This window comes from Gordonia sp. Z-3 (assembly GCF_036233855.1).
GTDB classification, from domain to species: Bacteria; Actinomycetota; Actinomycetes; order Mycobacteriales; family Mycobacteriaceae; genus Gordonia; species Gordonia tangerina.
In genome coordinates this window covers 355,757-371,982 of the sequence record NZ_JAZARS010000001.1, presented here as the reverse complement: position 1 = coordinate 371,982, position 16,226 = coordinate 355,757, and the positions used below count along the sequence as shown (strand labels likewise).

The following is a 16,226-nucleotide window of genomic DNA, read 5'->3' as shown; positions in this document are numbered from 1 at the left end:
GACCGGCGACTGGACATGCGCGCCGAGCCACGTCACTGCCGCCGGCCACGTGTCTCAGAACACAGTTCACTTCATACCCCTAGGGGTATTATCGGAAGTGGAGCGGAAGGGATTCCCACAAAGGAGATGATGGCGATGTTCACCCTCCATCACACCGACCACGGCTATCACGAGGTCGCAGTTCTCGCCTACTTGTTCATGCTTCTCGGCTTCGCCGCGGGCGGCATCTGGATCGTCCTGCTCGCCGAGGCGACGACCGGCGCAGCGGTGACCGGAGTTGCCGCACTCGGCCTCCTCCTGGCTGCGACGACGATCCTGACGGTCATGACCAAGCGGTTGCACCACGACGCCCTGGTTCCCGACAACACCACCGTCGAGGTCGGCCACTACCTTCACGACTACCGGGACTGATGACTCTCGGGTGACCCCAGACATGCGAGAAGGCTCCGGAAGCACACTTCCGGAGCCTTCTCGAGTGGTAGCGGGGACAGGATTTGAACCTGCGACCTCTGGGTTATGAGCCCAGCGAGCTACCGAGCTGCTCCACCCCGCGTTGGTGAACACCACGTTACACACTGGTTTGCCGCGGGTGCAAATCGCTTCCGACGCCCCGTCGCGTTCACATGCCGACAACCAATCCCCCTGTGACACAGGGCACTTTGATCACTGCGGTCGGACTGCCGGAAATGCCGCTAGCTGCCGCGCCAACGGATTCAGGCACACCCGTCGGATCACCCACCGGCACCGATCCGCCTGGCCTTGGTTCTGACCGTCGTCCGGCGTACACCGCCGCCAACAGACCGACGATCGGTGCAGCCGCGGCCCGCACGACCGACAGCGCGTTCAGTATCCGACGACCCGCCCCGACCGGGCCGAAAGTCCCTGTCGGTGCGCCCGCTGCCGGCGCATCGTGAGGGAGACAGAAGGTGTGTTCGAAACAAAGGAGAACCAACCGTGACCAGCCTCGCCTCAGGCAACGCCACCGCATCCGACAATCGTCACCCGATGAGCATCGTCGCATTTCTGCTGGTACTGCTCATCATCCCGGCGCTCGGATTGGCGGTCACGTTCTCCGCCGAGGGCAACACCGGCGGCGCGGTGGCGTCGGGCGTCGCCGGCGCGGCATTCCTGGTCGGCGCTGCCGCCATCTACGCCACAATGGCGCGGCGGCTGGGCCACAGCCCACTCATCCCGGACGACAGCGACGCTGAAAAGCAGCGTTACCTCGCCGAACACCGCCGCTGACGGCTAGCAGAACACCCATCTCAATGTGATAAACATCACAGCGCGGTATCCTGGCCTCACAGATACCGCATACAGCGAGATCGAGGAGGAACGATGGCAACTCATCATCTGCCCCATCACGAGAGCCACGGAAATCATCCGATGAGCGTTCTCGGATATCTGTTGGTGCTCGGCGGGTTCGCCAGCGCCGCCCTGTGGCTGGTCGCGATGGCCGGCGGCAACGTCGTCCCGGCGATCGTGTTCGGGTTGCTGATGATCGGCGCGTTTGCCGGCGCGACCGCCATCTTCATGACCCTGACGCACAGCCACCATCACAGCCCGGTGCTGCCCGACAACACCGAAGCCGAACTCGGTCGGTATCGCCAGCGTTATCGCGGGTGATACGGCGCCTCGCACGCCGCTGAGCTGAGCGGACCCCGCTCGGCTGCCGCGGGCGGACTCGGCTGCCGCGGGCCGACTCGGCTCGCGCGGCTTGTCGACCACCCGCGGGTACCCAGCAGACCCTCGTCAACCCGAACCGCCCGCGTGAACATGGCTCACGCGGGCGGTCGGTTCTCACCAGTTGATGCTGACTAGTTGGGCAGTGCCTCGTAGCGCTGGACGGCCTCGTTCAGCTGGTCGAGGGCTTCGCCGTAGGCGGTGAAGTTCCCCGCGCTCTGCGCCTGCTCCAAAGCGTCGAGAGCCTCGCTGATCGCCTGCAGCGCGGCGTCGCGCTCCGCGGTCGAACCGGTCGCGGGCGGGGTCACCTGCTGTTGCTCGCCGGCCGGCGGCTGCTCGGTCTGCTCTGGCGCCTCCGGCTGCGGGGTGGTCTCCCCGGGAACCAGCGCGGCTCCCTGCGGGTTGATCCCCACCTGCGAGAGCGCACCCGCCGTGGTGGGCGCGTAACCGACCCGATTCTCATACCGGGTGATCACCCGGAACAGGCGCGGATACGTACCCTCACCGCGTGCCTGCGCATACATCGGCACCACGTAGAGGATTCCGCTGTTACCCACCGGCAGCGTCAACAGGTTGCCGAACATGACGTCGACGTTGCCCTGGAAGTTGCGTCGACTCTCGGCGACTCGATCATCCTGCTGCATCGGGTTGAACGCCTGGCGCGGACCATCACGCTGGATGTTGGTCGGAATGGTCTTGACCGTGATCTGACCGTAGTCGGTGGGATCCGACGACACCGTCATGTAGGCACCCAGGATCGGGCGGTTCAGACGGGTCAGCACCGACGTCAGCTGGAAGGACGGCTGACCGTTCTCCGGCGAGGACGCCACGAAGAAGTACGGCGGCTGATCGAGGCCCTGCGCGTCGGCGTCCTCGTTCGTCGGGTCCGACGGCACCGACCAGAAGTCGCTGCCCTCGAAGAACTGCTGCGGGTTGGTGACGTGGTACTTCGTCAGCAACGAACGCTGGATCTTGAACAGATCCTCCGGATAGCGGACGTGATCGGCCAGCGATTCCTGCTGATCGAACTCCGCGCGCGATTTCACGGTCCCGGGGAAGATGTTCATCCACGTCCGCAACACGGGGTCCTGGTCGTCGAACTGATAGAGCGTGACCTCGCCGGTGTAGGCATCAACGGTGGCCTTCACCGAGTTTCGGACGTAGGAGACGCTGCGATTGACCTGGGTGCGTCCGGTCTGGCCCTGGTTCAGTTCCTGCGCGTCGGTCGTGGCCGCCTGCAGGGAGGTGCGCTGCGCGTACGGGTAGTTGTCCAGCGTCGTGTAGCCGTCCACGATCCACTTGATCGACCCGTCCGCCATCACGGCCGGGTAGGTCTTGGAGTCGACGGTCAACCACGGCGCGACCTTCTTGACACGGTCGCGCGGGTCTCGGTCGTAGAGCAGTTTCGAGTTCTCGTTGATCTCACCGGAGAGCAGGAAGTTGCGCTCGGCGAACCGGATCGAATAGAGCAACCGGTTGAAGTAGTTGCCCAGCGACACACCGGCATCGCCCTGGTAGGTGTACGTCGAGTCCTGCGTGTCGTACTCGCGGGACTGGTCGCTGTTGGAACCGACGATCGCGTAGTCGGGGTCGACCTGCGAGATCAGCTCGCCGAAGTAGATACGTGGCTGCGTGACCTTGATCGGCGCCTCGTTCTGATATTCCTCGGTCTGGTAATTCGACAGATCGCTGACGAAGAACACCGGAGAACCGCCACCCTCGACGTCGTCGGAGGCCGGTTGATTGACCCGGTTGGCCGGCGCCGCGACGAAGCCGTTGCCATGGGTGTAGACGAGGTGCTTGTTGAGCCAGTTCGTCTGGTTGCCGACCAGTCGCGCAGGATCGATCTCGCGGACCGCGACCACGAAATCGCGCATCTCGCCGTCGATGTCGTAGCGATCCAATGCCAACTGTGTCGGGAACCCGTAGAAGTTCTGTCGCTGCTGCAACTGCGTGAACGCAGGCGAGACGATGTTCGGGTCCAGGATGCGGATGTTGGACAACGTCGGCGTGTCCGCGTCCACCGACGGCTGGTTGACCGGTTCGGCCGTCCAGTTGGGTTGGGTGGTCACCTGTTCCGGACCTATCCCATAGGCCTGTTCGGTGGCGGTGATGTTTCGCGATATGTACTCGGACTCTTTCTGTGCCGCGTTCGGCTTGACCGAGAACTGCTCCATCGCCAGCGGCCAACCCACGCCGATCACCAACGCGGACAGCAGCATCAACGCGGTCGCCAGCGCCGGTACCCGCAGATCCCGCAGCACGATGCCGGCAAAGAACGCGACCGCGCAGATGATGGCGATGGCCATCAGGATCAGCTTCGACGGCAGCACCGCATTGATGTCGGTGTAGCTGGCGCCGGTGAAGATGTCCTGCTTGCGCTGACTCGAGAGCAACGAGTAACGGTCCAGCCAGTACGCGGCCGCTTTGAGCAGCAGGAAGGTTCCGGCGAGCGCGGCCAGCTGGATACGGGACGCGTTGGAGAACGACGGTCCGTTGCCGTTGGCGCCACCGCCGGTCAGCCGGATGCCCCCGAACAGGTAGTGCGTCAGCAGGTTCGCGAGGAAGGCGATCACCACGATGACGAACAGCAGGTTCAGCACCAGCCTGATGAAAGGCAGGTCGAAGGCGTAGAAACTCACATCGATGCCGAACTGCGGATCGGTGACGCCGAACTGCTCACCATGCAAGAAGGTCTGCACCGTGGCCCACGACCCCTGCGTGACCAGCCCGGCCAGGATGCCGATGATCACGGCCGGAACGATGGCGAACCACCGGGTACGGCCCATCACTGTGCTGCGGTAGCGCGCGAGCGGATCATTGGGTCCCGAGGCCGGCACGAACACCGGACGCGAACGGTACGCCATCGCGATGGCGCCGAAGATCAGCAGCCCGACCACCAGCGTGGTGACCAGGAACAGGATCACGCGGGTCCACATGACCGTCGAGAACACCCGCGTGTATCCGACGTCGGACATCCACAACCAATCGGTGATCAACCCGACCAGACGGGGCCCCACCAGCAACAGCACCAGGATGCCGACGCCGATCCCGATGGCGATCTTGCTTCTGCGCGACAGTGTCGGCATACCAGCCGGCCCGCGAACGCCCACCTGACCCACTCTCCAAAGTTCTCATTCCGGACATCGGCCCGACCGGCGTGGACGCCCGCCTGACTCGTGCACCCAACTGTACTGGTCGGCTCCGGACAACGATCGACTGCGCCACACGGGCGCCGAGTACCGCTTCGTTCCGCGCCATATCGAGATGGCCGTCACGTGCTGCCGGATGTGCACGACACCCCGCCAACGATCGACCGACGCGGTGAGTTCCGCGTCACACCGACGCGAAACGGCAAGATGGGGGCCGTGACCGACGATTCAGGCCCCGCCAGCGACCCCGCCACGCTGTCCGTCGACGATCTCGGTGCCGCCCTGCGCGACATCGTCGAGTTCGTCGACCCGGCGGGATGGGGACAGCCACCGATGCTGTTCGCCCTGGTACCGACCGCGATCCTGGCGGCCTCACAGCCGGGCTTGATCGCCCCCGACGACGACTCCGTCCTGAGTCCGATCGCACAGGAACCCTTCCCCCGCGACACAACCGCCGACGTTGCGGCGGTGGCCTCCCGAGCAGACGAGGCGACATCCGGGGACACCGACCGCTCAAAGACCGACCTGACGGCCGATATCGAACGAGCACTGGCCACCACGAGTTGGCCTGCCGCGGTCGCCGGAGCGGCGTTGATCCAGGAGATCGTCGTCCTGCCGCCCGAGGCCGAGGGCACCGACACCCTCTCGGGAGCAGCCGCGCACCCCGAACGCCGGGTGGCCCGCCTCATCGTCGGCGCGCTGCGCTCTGGGACCACCCTGGGTCTGCTGCATCTACGTCCGGACCCCGCTGCCGACGTCACCGATGGCGACATCGAACTGCTCACCCGCCACGACCTCGCCGCCGACCTGCGGACCGCGCTCGCGCACACCTTCGACGAGAGCTGATCGCCACTCCACTCCGTGCGGAGCCGGCGACGATTCGCATCAGACGTCGATTCGTATCAGTAGTCGGCGTCGACGGCGCCGACCCGTCAGATGGGGAACCCTGTCGATCTCAGCAATGCGGCGCCGACCGGCCGGCACCGATCGCGTCCAACGCGTCGACCGCACCGTCCAGGTTCGCCACCTTGACCAGGGTGAGACCGTCGGGCGCATCGGATACGGCTTCGGCACAGTTGCGTTCGGGAACCAGGAACACCGATGCACCGGCGTCGCGCGCCGCCCGGGTCTTGTGGGTGATTCCGCCGATCGGGCCCACCACCCCATCCTCGGTGATGGTGCCCGTGCCGGCGATGAAGTCGCCGTGGGTCAGCTCTCCCGGGCTCAGACGGTCGATCACAGCGAGCGTCAACATCATCCCGGCCGACGGACCACCGATGTCGCCGACGTTGTAGGAGATCTTCAACGCCGGGTCGGCATTGACCACCTCCGGGGTGACACCGAGGTAGCCGACCTCCGGGTCGTCGGGCCGAGCGCCCAAGGTGACCGTCACCGACTGCCGCTGTCCGCCCCGATCGATGGCGATGGGCACCGAGTCGCCGGGTGCACGGGACATCACCGCCTCCTGCATCTGCGCGGTCGTCGACACCGCCTGCCCGTCGACGGCCAGGACCTGATCACCCACCTCGAGTTCGGCGGCTGCCGGACCGCCGTCGGCGACTGAGGTGAGCACCAGCTTGGTCGGGCGATCCAGGTAGCGCAGTGCCGCCGCGGTCGCACTGTCCTCGGACCCGGTCATCTCCTGCTGGTTCTGCTCGCGCACCTCGTCGGGACTCTGGTCCGGTGGGAACAGCCGGTCGCGCGGCTCGAGGCTGTAGGTGCCCGACATCCACATACCCAACGCCTGGAACAACGACATCCCGTCGGTCACCGAGACCGTGGTCAGGTTGAGGTTTCCGGTGGTCGGGTCGGTGGGCACACCGGTGATGTCGACGACCGGTTTGTCGTCGAGCTCGCCCAGGGTGTTGACGGTGGGACCCGGCCCCAGCGCGACGAACGGGACCTGCACGGATGTACCGATGAACAGCAACGCCACGAACACCACCGCCGTCACGGCGACCGTCGCGAGCCGGCGGTGACCGGGCTGAAGACTCATTCCGCTCACAGTAGTTGACCTCCCCGACGGCGATCGGGGCCGCCGGTCCGGCCTCGGCGTGGCACCGTAAGCCGCCTACGCTCAAGGCGAACGCCTCCCCGGACTGCGGACGGTACCGTGGAGACCATGAGTGATCTGCCCTTCGGCTTCTCCCCATCCGGTGATGGAGATGATGAGCGCCGCGCCGAGAACGAGCGCCGTAAGGATCAGTCCGGGTCCGGTGAATCCTCCGGCGGCACCCAGAATCCCTTCGGATTCGCCCTCGGCGGTGAGGGTTTCGATCCCAGTTCGTTCGATCCAGCTCAATTGGGCCAGATGTTCTCCCAATTGGGCAGCATGTTCAGCGGCATGGGCGCCGGGATCACTCCCGGCTCCGGCGGTGGCGGCCCGGTGAACTACCAGGTCGCATCGAATCTGGCGCGCCAACAGATCGGCAACTTCACGCCGGTGCTGGACAAGGAGACCAACGCTGTCACCGACGCGGTCCGCCTGGCCGAGGTCTGGCTCGATGATGTCACCACCTTCCCCAGCGGGGTGCGTCAGTCGGTGGCGTGGACGCCGGTGACGTGGCTCGAAGAGTCGATGCCCACCTGGAAACGGCTGTGCGATCCCGTTGCCGAGCAGTTGTCGCGGACCTGGGAGCAGAATCTTCCGGCCGAGGCCGCCCAGTTCGCCGGACCGATGATGGGCATGCTCACCCAGATGAGCGGCATGGCCTTCGGCACCCAGCTCGGTCAGGGACTGGGCCAGCTCGCGAAGGAGGTGCTGACCTCGACCGACGTCGGGTTGCCCCTGGCGCCGGAGGGTGTGGCGGTCCTGTTGCCCGAGGCGATCGCGAAGTTCGCCGAGGGCCTCGAGCAGCCGGCCCAGGAGATCGTCGTCTTCCTCGCCGCCCGGGAAGCCGCGCACGTCCGGCTGTTCAGCCATGTCCCGTGGCTGCGCCAACGGCTGCTGTCCACAGTCGAGGAGTACGCCCGTGGGATCAGCATCGATTTCAGCGGCATCGCCGACATGACCTCGGGTGTCGATCCTCAGGAGCTGCTGTCGAACCCGGCCAAACTCGAGGAACTGATCGGTTCGTCGGCATCCTTCGAGCCGACCACCACCCCGGAGCAGCAGGCGGCCCTCGCGCGCCTCGAGACGCTCCTCGCCCTCATCGAGGGGTGGGTGGAGCAGGTGGTGTCGACCGCACTGGCCGACCGCATCCCGAGCGTCGGCGCGCTGACGGAGACGATGCGCCGCCGACGCGCCTCCGGTGGCCCCGCCGAACAGACCTTCGCCACCCTGGTCGGCCTGGAGCTGCGGCCGCGGAAGGTGCGCGAGGCATCGGCCCTGTGGCGACAGCTGCTCGAGGCCGGTGACATCGCCACCCGTGATGGGGTGTGGGCGCACCCCGATCTGATGCCCGACGCCGAGGATCTCGACAATCCCGCCGCCTTCATCGACGGTGTCATCGGCGGCGGCGTGAGCTCGTTCGACGATCCGATCGCCCAGCTCGAGGCCACCCTTGCGCAGGAACGCGCCGAGAAATCCGCCGACGGGGCCGACGGTCGCGAGCCCTCGGACGACTCCGGCGCGGGAGACAACCCAGCCGGCAACGACACGGACCATGAGGACGGCGGCCGCGACGGTAATTCTGCATAACCTCCTCGGCCCCCTGCGCCTGTGGACAACTCCGGGGCATCCGGACCCATAGGTGGCACAGTGACGCCATGTCCGATCGAGGTGTCCGATGTGCGGTTCCGGCAGGCGAGGGTGCGGAGGAGCCGGATGCACCGGCCAACGTCGCAACTCTGAGCCTGCCGCTGTTGCGTCCGGGCACACCGGTGCTGGTGCGGCCCGGCAACCGTGTCCATGTGGGCAGCGACCCACACGGGAGCCTCGTGATCGACGTGCCCTCGCCAGTGCGGGCCGCCGACGTCGCGGTGTTGCTCCGAGGATTCGCGGTGGTCACACCGGTAGCCGAGACACAACGCAGGGCACGCGCGATCGGGTTGACCGTCACCGACCTCACCGACATCGTCTCGCACCTGACCGCGGCGGGCCTCGCGACCATCCCGGCCTCGGGTCCGGCGGCCACGAGCTTGCGCATTGCGCTTCACGGTGAGGGCCCCCTGGCCGATCTGCTGATCACCTCGCTCACCGAGTCGGGTCTGGCGCCGCGCAGATCGGCGCGGCGGCCGCCGGTGGTCGCCGTCGACGGCTGGACCGCGAACCTCGTGGTGCTCACCGACTACCTCGTGCATGATCCGGAGGTCGTCAACGCGCTGATCGACGCGCGGATCGCGCATCTGCCGGTACGTGTACGCGACGGGGTGGGTGTGGTGGGTCCGTTGGTGTTGCCGGGCCTGTCGAGTTGTCTGCGTTGCGCCGATCGCCACCGGGCAGACCTCGAGCCGGACTGGCCGATGTTGGCGGCTCAGTTGGTCGCGCAAATCGGATTCGGTTCGGCCGGCATCGTGCGCGGCACGGCCGCACTCGCCCAGTCACAGATCGAGCAACTCGGGACGGCGCTGTGGTCGGATCGCACTGATCGTGCACCCGAGTTGATCGACCGGGCGCTGGAGTTCCATCCGGCCCCGGCCCGCCTGGTTGCGACCAGATGGCCGCCACATCCCCTCTGTCTGTGCCGACCGGCGGCGGCACGGGCAGGGTGATGCCCACGTGTGGCGGCGACCGGGTGCAGCGTCTGGTCCTCTATCCTGTGGTGGGGAAAGGACGCTATGAGTGACATCGCTCGGGGACAGGGACGGCGCAACGCAAGACTGGCGTCACTGCCCATCGGAATGGCCGGTCGCGCTGCGGCCGGACTCGGCAAACGCATGGTCGGCCGGGACAAGGACGAGGTCCAGCAGGAAATGCTGGAACGCGCCGCCGAACAACTCTTCTCCGTTCTCGGGGAATTGAAGGGCGGCGCGATGAAGGTCGGCCAGGCCATGTCGATCATGGAGGCCGCCATCCCCGACGAATTCGGGGAACCGTTCCGCGAGGCCTTGACCAAATTGCAGGCCGAGGCGCCCCCCATGCCGGCACCGAAGGTGCACAAGGTGCTCGATCAGCAACTGGGCACCAAATGGCGTGACCGCTTCCGCGAGTTCTCCGACGAGCCGGCGGCGTCGGCGAGCATCGGCCAAGTCCACAAGGGAATCTGGTCGGACGGTCGCGAGGTGGCGGTCAAGGTCCAGTATCCCGGCGCCGATCATGCATTGAAGGCCGACCTCAAGACTCTGTCGCGGATGTCGGGTGTGATCCAGAAACTGTCACCGGGCACCGACGTCAAGGCGATGATGGACGAACTCATCGATCGCACCGAGGCAGAACTCGACTATCTCGGCGAAGCGGACAACCAACGTGCGTTCGCGAAGGCCTTCGATGGCGACCCGGACTTCGTCATCCCCAAGGTCGTCGCCAGCGCACCGAAGGTGATCGTGTCGGAATGGCTTGTGGGCACACCTCTGTCGAAGATCATCGTCTCGGGAGATCAGGAGACCCGCAACGACGCGGCCGCCAAGATGGCCACCTTCGAAGTGAGTTCGCCGTTCCGAGTGGGCCTGCTCCACGGTGATCCGCATCCGGGCAACTTCTTCATCACCGCCGACGGCCGGTTCGGCGCCCTGGACTTCGGCGCCGTCGGACACTACCACAATGGTCTGCCCAGCGAAACAGGACAGATCCTGCGTCTGGCCCGCGACAAACAGTACGAAGAACTCAAAGACCTGATGGTGCGCACCGATTTCATCCTGGCGTCGCGCGCCGATCGGGTGAGCGCAGCCGACATCGAGGCATATCTGAAGCCCTACGTCGATCCCCTGTACACCGAGTCCTTCCACTTCACTCGCAAGTGGATGCAACGAGCGGCCGGCAAGGCCACCGATGTTCGCGGCGATGTGTACAAGACGTCACGAAACCTGAACGTGCCCAAGAACTATGTGATGGTCTTCCGGGTGTTGGCCGGCTGTGTCGGGATCGCATCGCAGCTCGAGGCGGACGCGCCCTACCGGGCGATCATGGAGAAGTGGGTGCCCGGACTCGCCGACTGAGTCCGGACACCCCACCTCTCACGCGGCGTTCTTGCGGGGGCGGCCACGGGGACGCTTCCGCGCAATCACCGCGCCACGCTCGAGGATCTCGCCGCCCCAGACCCCCCAGGGCTCGGCGCGGTCGAGCGCGGCCTGCAGGCAGGCCTGCTGCAACGGGCATTCGGCGCACATGGCCTTGGCGCGCTCCAGGTCTCGGGGATCCTCGGCGAACCACAGATCGGCGTCGGCCACCTGGCAGGGCAGGTCCAGGCCGCCGACCGACTCGCGGTCCGCCGAAAGACAGGATTCGAGAACGTAATCGACAGTCATTCTGCTCTCCACATCTGCTCGTGTTTGGTGTGTTGCACCCGAGTCCCGATGTGGATGTCGACTGTGAAACGAAAGCCTCGGCACTCGCCGGTGTCGGACGAGGTCGTCAGAGGTGGTTCACGGTCGTACACAAAGGGGCCACGGGTTTCGCCTCTGCGATTCGCCCGTGGCCCGAAAGGTCGGAGTCAGTGACTCCGCGGATTTCGTATCTGCACGGGGAACCGCTGCGGCGCTCGCGCTGCGGCGGTTGCTTCGCCTGCGGGTGCCTTGGCTACCCGGCCGGCGATCGGATGGACGGCCACCGGCACGCGGGTCTCGTCGACCCAGAAGCGGGCGTGACGGGGTGCATCGATGGCCAGAGCCAGGCTCGGCTGCGCCGCGGGCATTCCGACGAGTGCCGCCTTGATGATTCCGTTCACTGATCCGCTCCTTCCTGTGCTCGAGGGCTTCCACCTGTGAGGTGACCCGTTACGGACATACGAGTCTCTCCCCGTGCTGACGAATCCAGAGTAGGCGGGGCGACGCGAATCGCACAACCTATTTTTGACCTGCGGTTTCGTGTCCTGGACCACCGGTCATCCGCGGCGAGCGCCCCCTCGCGCCCGGACCAACTCCACAACCGCGCCACCCAACTGCTCCAGCTTCACCGGCCCGATCCCGGGGATGGACCCCAACGCCGCGGTGTCGGCCGGACGGCGATCGGCGATCGCCTCCAGCATCGCGTCGGTGAGCACGGCCAGTTCGCCGATACCGCGCTCCTGTGCGTGGTCACGGCGCCAGGCGCGCAGTGCCGCCAGCAGTTCGTCACCCTGCTCTTCGATGCGACAGCTGCCGCACCGGCCACGCACCCGCGACTCCGGGTTCACCAGGTCGGCGCCGCACTCGACACAGCGACCACTGCGTCGCGGGTCCAGTTCGATCCCGTCCAGGAAGCGGGTCCGGCGACGCGTGACGCGACCCGCCCCGGTGCGCGACAGACTCCACGACAGGTACAGATGCACCCGCGCGCGGGTGATGCCCACATAGAACAGCCGACGCTCTTCCTCGATGGCCTCGGCTCCGTTGCTGATCGCCTGTGCGATCGGTACCGATCCCTCGGTGAGCCCGACGAGGAAGACCGCATCCCATTCCAGTCCCTTGGCCGCATGCAGCGACGCCAAGGTGATCCCGGTGCGTTCGGGTGTGTGGCGTTCCTCGGCACGCGTGGTCAGCTCGGACACCAGCCTGCGCAACGACATGCCCGGCTCGTCTGCGAGTAGTTCGTCGACGACGGACATCAACGCCCGCAGGGATTCCCACCGGGCCTTGGCGTGCGGGCCGGCCGGCTCGTCGGCGCCGAGTCCGAGCGGCGCCAGCACCGCGCGCACCACTCGGGCGGTATCGGCGTCCGCCGGCAGATCGTCGCGAGCGGCGACGTCGGTGAGTTTGCGCATGGCCTGCACGATCTCGGTCCTGGTGAAGAATGCCTCGGCGCCGCGGACCTGATAAGAAATGCCGGCCTCGGTCAGCACCTCCTCGAACCGCTCCGATTGCGCGTTGACCCGGTACAGGACCGCGATCTCGGCGGGCGGGGTGCCCGCGTTGACCAGGTGTTTGATCTGCGCAACCACCCCGCGCGCCTCACGCATGTCATCGGCGAACTCGGCCGGCCGCGGGGCCGGTCCCCTATCACGCTGACCGATCAGTTCGAGACGCGTACCCGGGCTGCGTTCCTCGGCCGCCCCGATGACCTGGTTGGCGACGGCGACGACCTCCGGTGTGGACCGATAGTCACGCTCGAGGCGGACGAGGGTGGCCTCCGGGAAGCGACGGGTGAAACCCAGCAGATAGTCGGCGGTGGCCCCGGCGAAGGAGTAAATGGTCTGGTTGGCGTCGCCGACCACGGTCAGGTTGTCGCGTTCGCCGAGCCAGGAATCGAGCAGGCGCTGTTGCACCGGGGTGATGTCCTGGTACTCGTCGACGACGAAACAGCGGTAACGGGCGCGGAAGTTGGCCGCGGCATCCGGCTCGCGCAGGATCTCGCCGGCATAGATGATCAGGTCGTCGAAATCGAGCAACAGGTGCGAACCGTCGCGTTTCGCCGCCTCGTACGCGTCGTAGACCGCGGCGACCACGTCATGACCGAACGGCGCGTCCCGGCCGGCGGTGGCGGCGCGAGCCGGGTAGTCGGCCGGGCTGATGAGCGAGCCCTTCGCCCACTCGATCTCGGTGGCCAGATCGCGTAGCGATTCACTCGTGGTGGTCACCCCGACCCCGCGTGCGGCGTGGGCCACCACCGGCAGTTTGTGATCGAGCAGTTCCCAGGTCAGGCCGCGCGGCCAGAAATAGCGCAGTTGACGGAGAGCCGCGGCGTGGAAGGTCTGAGCCTGAACCGACACCCCCGGACCGCTGATCTCCAACGCGCGCAGCCGCGACCGCAACTCGCCGGCCGCCCGGGTGGTGAAGGTCACCGCCAGAACATGGCCCGGACTCACCTGACCGCTGTCGATCAGGTGAGCGATGCGGCGAGTGATGGTGCGGGTCTTGCCGGTTCCGGCACCGGCCAGCACACAGACCGGCCCACGGGGTGCCATCACCGCCCGCTGCTGCTCGGGGTCGAGACCGTCGAGGATGCGGTGAGGATCGGGCACCGGTTCACTATGCCATCGGTCGCCGACATCGCGAACGGGCCCGCTCCGGGGTGGCTCAGACGCCGAGCTTGGCCTTGACCTCGGCCACCGACGGGTTGGTCGCAGTGGTGCCGTCGGCGTAGAGCACGGTCGGAACCACGTGGTTGCCGCCGTTGACGCTGCCGACGAATTCGGCGGCGTCCGGATTCAGCTCGATGTCCACTTCCTGCCAGGTCAGACCGAGACTCTTGAGCCCGGTCTTGAGGCGGGCACAGAAACCACACCAACTCGTGGTGTACATGGTCAGTTCGCCGGTGTCGGAAACCCGGGCCGAGGCGTCGTCGTCGATCACGTTGCTCATGTCCCCCATAACAGCACGAATCCCGCTGCTGTTCCCACTCATCGGGTTCGAGACCGGACGGCTCGGTGTCCGGACAGTTCAGTGCTCGGCGTAGGCCCACGCCGTGATCAGCGAACGGGCGATGGAGATCGAGCCGGGTAGCCGGAGTCGGCGTCCGTCGGAGCTGGTGCCCACCGCGCCGTCGCCACGGACCCACTCGCTGCCGTTCTCGAGCGCCTCGATCACCTCGGCACGCTCGAACCAGGCCGCGTCGCCGATCTCACCGTCCAAGAACTGCAGCGGCGTGGCGGGGTCGCCGAGAGCAGAGAAACCGAGCATCAGCGACCGCGGGAACGGCCACGGCTGGCTGCCCAGATACCGCGGCTCGGCAACGGTGATGCCGACCTCCTCGTACACCTCCCGCAGAACACACTGCTCCAGCGACTCACCGGGCTCGACGAATCCGGCGAGCGTCGAATACCAACCGTCGGGCCACACCGACTGTCGCCCCAACAGGACCCGGTCGGCCCCGTCGTGGACGACGGTGATGATCGCCGGATCGGTGCGCGGGAACTCGTCTACACCGGTGTCCGGGTGCCGGCGCACCCAACCGCCCCGCGCCGGTCGGGTGGGCGTGCCATCCACCGGCGAAAACGCCGCGGTGGCATGCCAATTGAGAATACCCAGGGCCGTCGCCAGCAGACCTGCGTCGTCGGCGGTCAGCCCGTGGGCGCCGCGGCGCGGATCGTCGGCGCGGCCGTCGAGTTCGCTGACCCGCACTGTCCACAGGTCGCTGCTCCCGACGCCGAGAAACACCGCGTCCATCGGCGGTCGGTCACCGAGGTCGGTGGCTTCGATCCATCGCAGGCCACCGTCGTCGGCCACCGGATACCGCCCGGCCTGATCGATCTGCAGCACCCGCGCCGTCGGCCAACCCGACTGCATCCGGTCCGGGTCGTCGCGGATCTCGTCGGCCCGGTCGAACCTGGCCTGCGCCAGCATCGGCGGGCGGGCCAACGTGAAGTGGGCCATCAGTCCTGACCTCCCTTGCGCACATACAGCAGTCGGTCGCCGACCTCGATTTGTTCGACCTCGCTGTCGTCCACGCGATGCAAGACGCCGTTGCGCACCACCCCGAGCACGAGGTCGCGGGTGTGCGCCGGAGATCCGCCGGTCTCGGTGGGGTCGACTTCGCGTTCGGCGATGGCGTAGCCGGCGTCGGGGGTGAGCAAGTCCTCGATCACCTCCACCACCGACGGGGTCATGGTGGCGATGCCGAGCAGCCGGCCGGCGGTCTCCGACGACACGACAACCGAGTTCGCACCCGACTGACGCATCAGGTGGGTGTTCTCCGACTCGCGGATCGACGCGACGATCTTGGCCCGGGGATTGAGTTCGCGGGCGGTCAGGGTGGCCAAGACGGCGGTGTCGTCGCGGTTGGCGGCCACCACGATGCTCGCCGCATGGGCCACCCCCGCCAAGCGCAGGATGTCGGACTTGGTGGCGTCGCCGCGGACGGTGACAAGCCCGTCTGCGGCCGCGGCCTCGAGCACATCGGCATCGGCGTCGACCACGACGATCTCGGCCGGTTTGATGCCGTCACCGATCATCGCGTCCACCGCGGTTCGTCCCTTGGTGCCGAATCCGATCACGACGGTGTGGTTACGCACGCTGTTCCTCCAACGCTGGATCTTGAGGGCCTGCCGGGATCGCTCGGTCAGCACCTCGAGCGTGGTGCCGATCAACACGATCAGGAACAGCACGCGCAGCGGGGTGATCACCAGCAGATTGATCAGGCGGGCAAACGGGGTCACCGGGGTGATGTCGCCGTATCCGGTGGTCGACAACGTCACCGCCGAGTAGTACAGAGCATCCAGAAACGAGAGCTCCCCGCCTTGGGAGTCCTTGTAGCCGTCCCGGTCGAGGAACACGATCACCGACGTCAGGAACAGGGCGATGACCGCGAACACGACGCGCTTGCCGATCGCCCGTCCCGGACTCTGTTGCAGTTCCGGGATGCGGACGACCCCGACCAGTGCGTAGTCGGGCCCCTCCGACAAGTGCTCGGATCGTAGCCGGCTGCCGAATCCACGAGGT

15 protein-coding genes and 1 tRNA gene are annotated in these 16,226 nt (G+C 66.7%); 7 read left to right on the top strand and 9 right to left on the bottom strand.

Features of this window, described 5'->3' with window-relative positions; genetic code table 11:
• Positions 1–135 precede the first annotated feature (135 nt).
• On the top strand, positions 136–411 hold the full coding sequence (locus VX037_RS01610; protein ID WP_235724576.1) for a hypothetical protein: 276 nt from the start codon (positions 136–138) through the stop codon (positions 409–411).
• 65 nt (positions 412–476) lie between these two features.
• On the opposite strand, the gene VX037_RS01605 is transcribed toward VX037_RS01610, so the two are convergent.
• Positions 477–553: transfer RNA gene (locus VX037_RS01605), tRNA-Met, on the bottom strand.
• 401 nt (positions 554–954) lie between these two features.
• Between VX037_RS01605 and VX037_RS01600 the strand changes: the two genes are divergently transcribed.
• Positions 955–1,245: a hypothetical protein gene (locus tag VX037_RS01600; RefSeq protein WP_235724577.1), complete on the top strand. Its 291-nt coding sequence runs from the start codon at positions 955–957 to the stop codon at positions 1,243–1,245.
• A 93-nt stretch (positions 1,246–1,338) separates the two neighbouring features.
• Entirely contained in the window at positions 1,339–1,626 is a 288-nt protein-coding gene (locus VX037_RS01595) for a hypothetical protein (protein WP_235724578.1), read from the top strand.
• A 191-nt stretch (positions 1,627–1,817) separates the two neighbouring features.
• Here the strand turns inward: VX037_RS01595 and VX037_RS01590 are convergent, their stop codons facing one another.
• On the bottom strand, positions 1,818–4,772 hold the full coding sequence (locus VX037_RS01590) for a UPF0182 family protein (RefSeq protein ID WP_235724624.1): 2,955 nt from the start codon (positions 4,770–4,772) through the stop codon (positions 1,818–1,820).
• 270 nt (positions 4,773–5,042) lie between these two features.
• On the opposite strand from VX037_RS01590, the gene VX037_RS01585 reads away from it, so the two are divergent.
• A complete protein-coding gene (locus VX037_RS01585) occupies positions 5,043–5,681 on the top strand; it encodes a PPA1309 family protein (protein ID WP_235724625.1) in 639 nt (212 codons plus the stop codon).
• Positions 5,682–5,790: 109 nt separating this feature from the next.
• On the opposite strand, the gene VX037_RS01580 is transcribed toward VX037_RS01585, so the two are convergent.
• On the bottom strand, positions 5,791–6,831 hold the full coding sequence (locus tag VX037_RS01580) for a YlbL family protein (protein WP_328712992.1): 1,041 nt from the start codon (positions 6,829–6,831) through the stop codon (positions 5,791–5,793).
• A 126-nt stretch (positions 6,832–6,957) separates the two neighbouring features.
• Between VX037_RS01580 and VX037_RS01575 the strand changes: the two genes are divergently transcribed.
• The 3 genes from VX037_RS01575 (at position 6,958) to VX037_RS01565 (ending at position 10,871) form a co-directional block, all read left to right on the top strand.
• Positions 6,958–8,475, top strand: coding sequence for a zinc-dependent metalloprotease (locus VX037_RS01575; protein ID WP_328712990.1), 1,518 nt, complete (start codon positions 6,958–6,960; stop codon positions 8,473–8,475).
• Between the two features lie 68 nt (positions 8,476–8,543).
• Positions 8,544–9,488, top strand: coding sequence for a hypothetical protein (locus tag VX037_RS01570; protein WP_266062384.1), 945 nt, complete (start codon positions 8,544–8,546; stop codon positions 9,486–9,488).
• Positions 9,489–9,554: 66 nt separating this feature from the next.
• Complete coding sequence (locus VX037_RS01565) at positions 9,555–10,871, top strand: ABC1 kinase family protein (RefSeq protein WP_328712989.1); 1,317 nt, start codon at positions 9,555–9,557, stop codon at positions 10,869–10,871.
• Between the two features lie 18 nt (positions 10,872–10,889).
• On the opposite strand, the gene VX037_RS01560 is transcribed toward VX037_RS01565, so the two are convergent.
• The 6 genes from VX037_RS01560 to VX037_RS01535 form a co-directional block, all read right to left on the bottom strand.
• A complete protein-coding gene (locus tag VX037_RS01560) occupies positions 10,890–11,180 on the bottom strand; it encodes a WhiB family transcriptional regulator (RefSeq protein WP_266062381.1) in 291 nt (96 codons plus the stop codon).
• Between the two features lie 185 nt (positions 11,181–11,365).
• Complete coding sequence (locus VX037_RS01555) at positions 11,366–11,599, bottom strand: hypothetical protein (RefSeq protein ID WP_235724584.1); 234 nt, start codon at positions 11,597–11,599, stop codon at positions 11,366–11,368.
• Positions 11,600–11,755: 156 nt separating this feature from the next.
• Positions 11,756–13,810 carry an ATP-dependent helicase gene (locus VX037_RS01550; RefSeq protein ID WP_266062379.1) on the bottom strand — a complete coding sequence of 685 codons (2,055 nt, stop codon included), beginning with the start codon at positions 13,808–13,810 and terminating at the stop codon, positions 11,756–11,758.
• Positions 13,811–13,865: 55 nt separating this feature from the next.
• Positions 13,866–14,150, bottom strand: a complete 285-nt coding sequence (locus tag VX037_RS01545) for a mycoredoxin (protein ID WP_235724585.1) — start codon at positions 14,148–14,150, stop codon at positions 13,866–13,868.
• A 78-nt stretch (positions 14,151–14,228) separates the two neighbouring features.
• On the bottom strand, positions 14,229–15,161 hold the full coding sequence (nudC, locus tag VX037_RS01540) for an NAD(+) diphosphatase (RefSeq protein ID WP_235724586.1): 933 nt from the start codon (positions 15,159–15,161) through the stop codon (positions 14,229–14,231).
• Positions 15,161–16,189, bottom strand: a complete 1,029-nt coding sequence (locus tag VX037_RS01535) for a potassium channel family protein (protein WP_235724587.1) — start codon at positions 16,187–16,189, stop codon at positions 15,161–15,163. Before VX037_RS01535 ends, nudC begins: the two co-directional genes overlap by 1 nt.
• Positions 16,190–16,226 lie beyond the last annotated feature (37 nt).

Bases quoted from the DNA above. Each gene is read 5' to 3' on its own strand.
- VX037_RS01610 (WP_235724576.1), top strand. From the start codon at position 136: ATGTTCACCCTCCATCACACCGACCACGGCTATCACGAGGTCGCAGTT.
- VX037_RS01595 (WP_235724578.1), top strand. From the start codon at position 1,339: ATGGCAACTCATCATCTGCCCCATCACGAGAGCCACGGAAATCATCCG.
- VX037_RS01590 (WP_235724624.1), bottom strand. From the start codon at position 4,772: ATGCCGACACTGTCGCGCAGAAGCAAGATCGCCATCGGGATCGGCGTC.
- VX037_RS01585 (WP_235724625.1), top strand. From the start codon at position 5,043: ATGGGGGCCGTGACCGACGATTCAGGCCCCGCCAGCGACCCCGCCACG.
- VX037_RS01580 (WP_328712992.1), bottom strand. From the start codon at position 6,831: ATGAGTCTTCAGCCCGGTCACCGCCGGCTCGCGACGGTCGCCGTGACG.
- VX037_RS01575 (WP_328712990.1), top strand. From the start codon at position 6,958: ATGAGTGATCTGCCCTTCGGCTTCTCCCCATCCGGTGATGGAGATGAT.
- VX037_RS01570 (WP_266062384.1), top strand. From the start codon at position 8,544: ATGTCCGATCGAGGTGTCCGATGTGCGGTTCCGGCAGGCGAGGGTGCG.
- VX037_RS01565 (WP_328712989.1), top strand. From the start codon at position 9,555: ATGAGTGACATCGCTCGGGGACAGGGACGGCGCAACGCAAGACTGGCG.
- VX037_RS01560 (WP_266062381.1), bottom strand. From the start codon at position 11,180: ATGACTGTCGATTACGTTCTCGAATCCTGTCTTTCGGCGGACCGCGAG.
- VX037_RS01545 (WP_235724585.1), bottom strand. From the start codon at position 14,150: ATGAGCAACGTGATCGACGACGACGCCTCGGCCCGGGTTTCCGACACC.
- nudC (WP_235724586.1), bottom strand. From the start codon at position 15,161: ATGGCCCACTTCACGTTGGCCCGCCCGCCGATGCTGGCGCAGGCCAGG.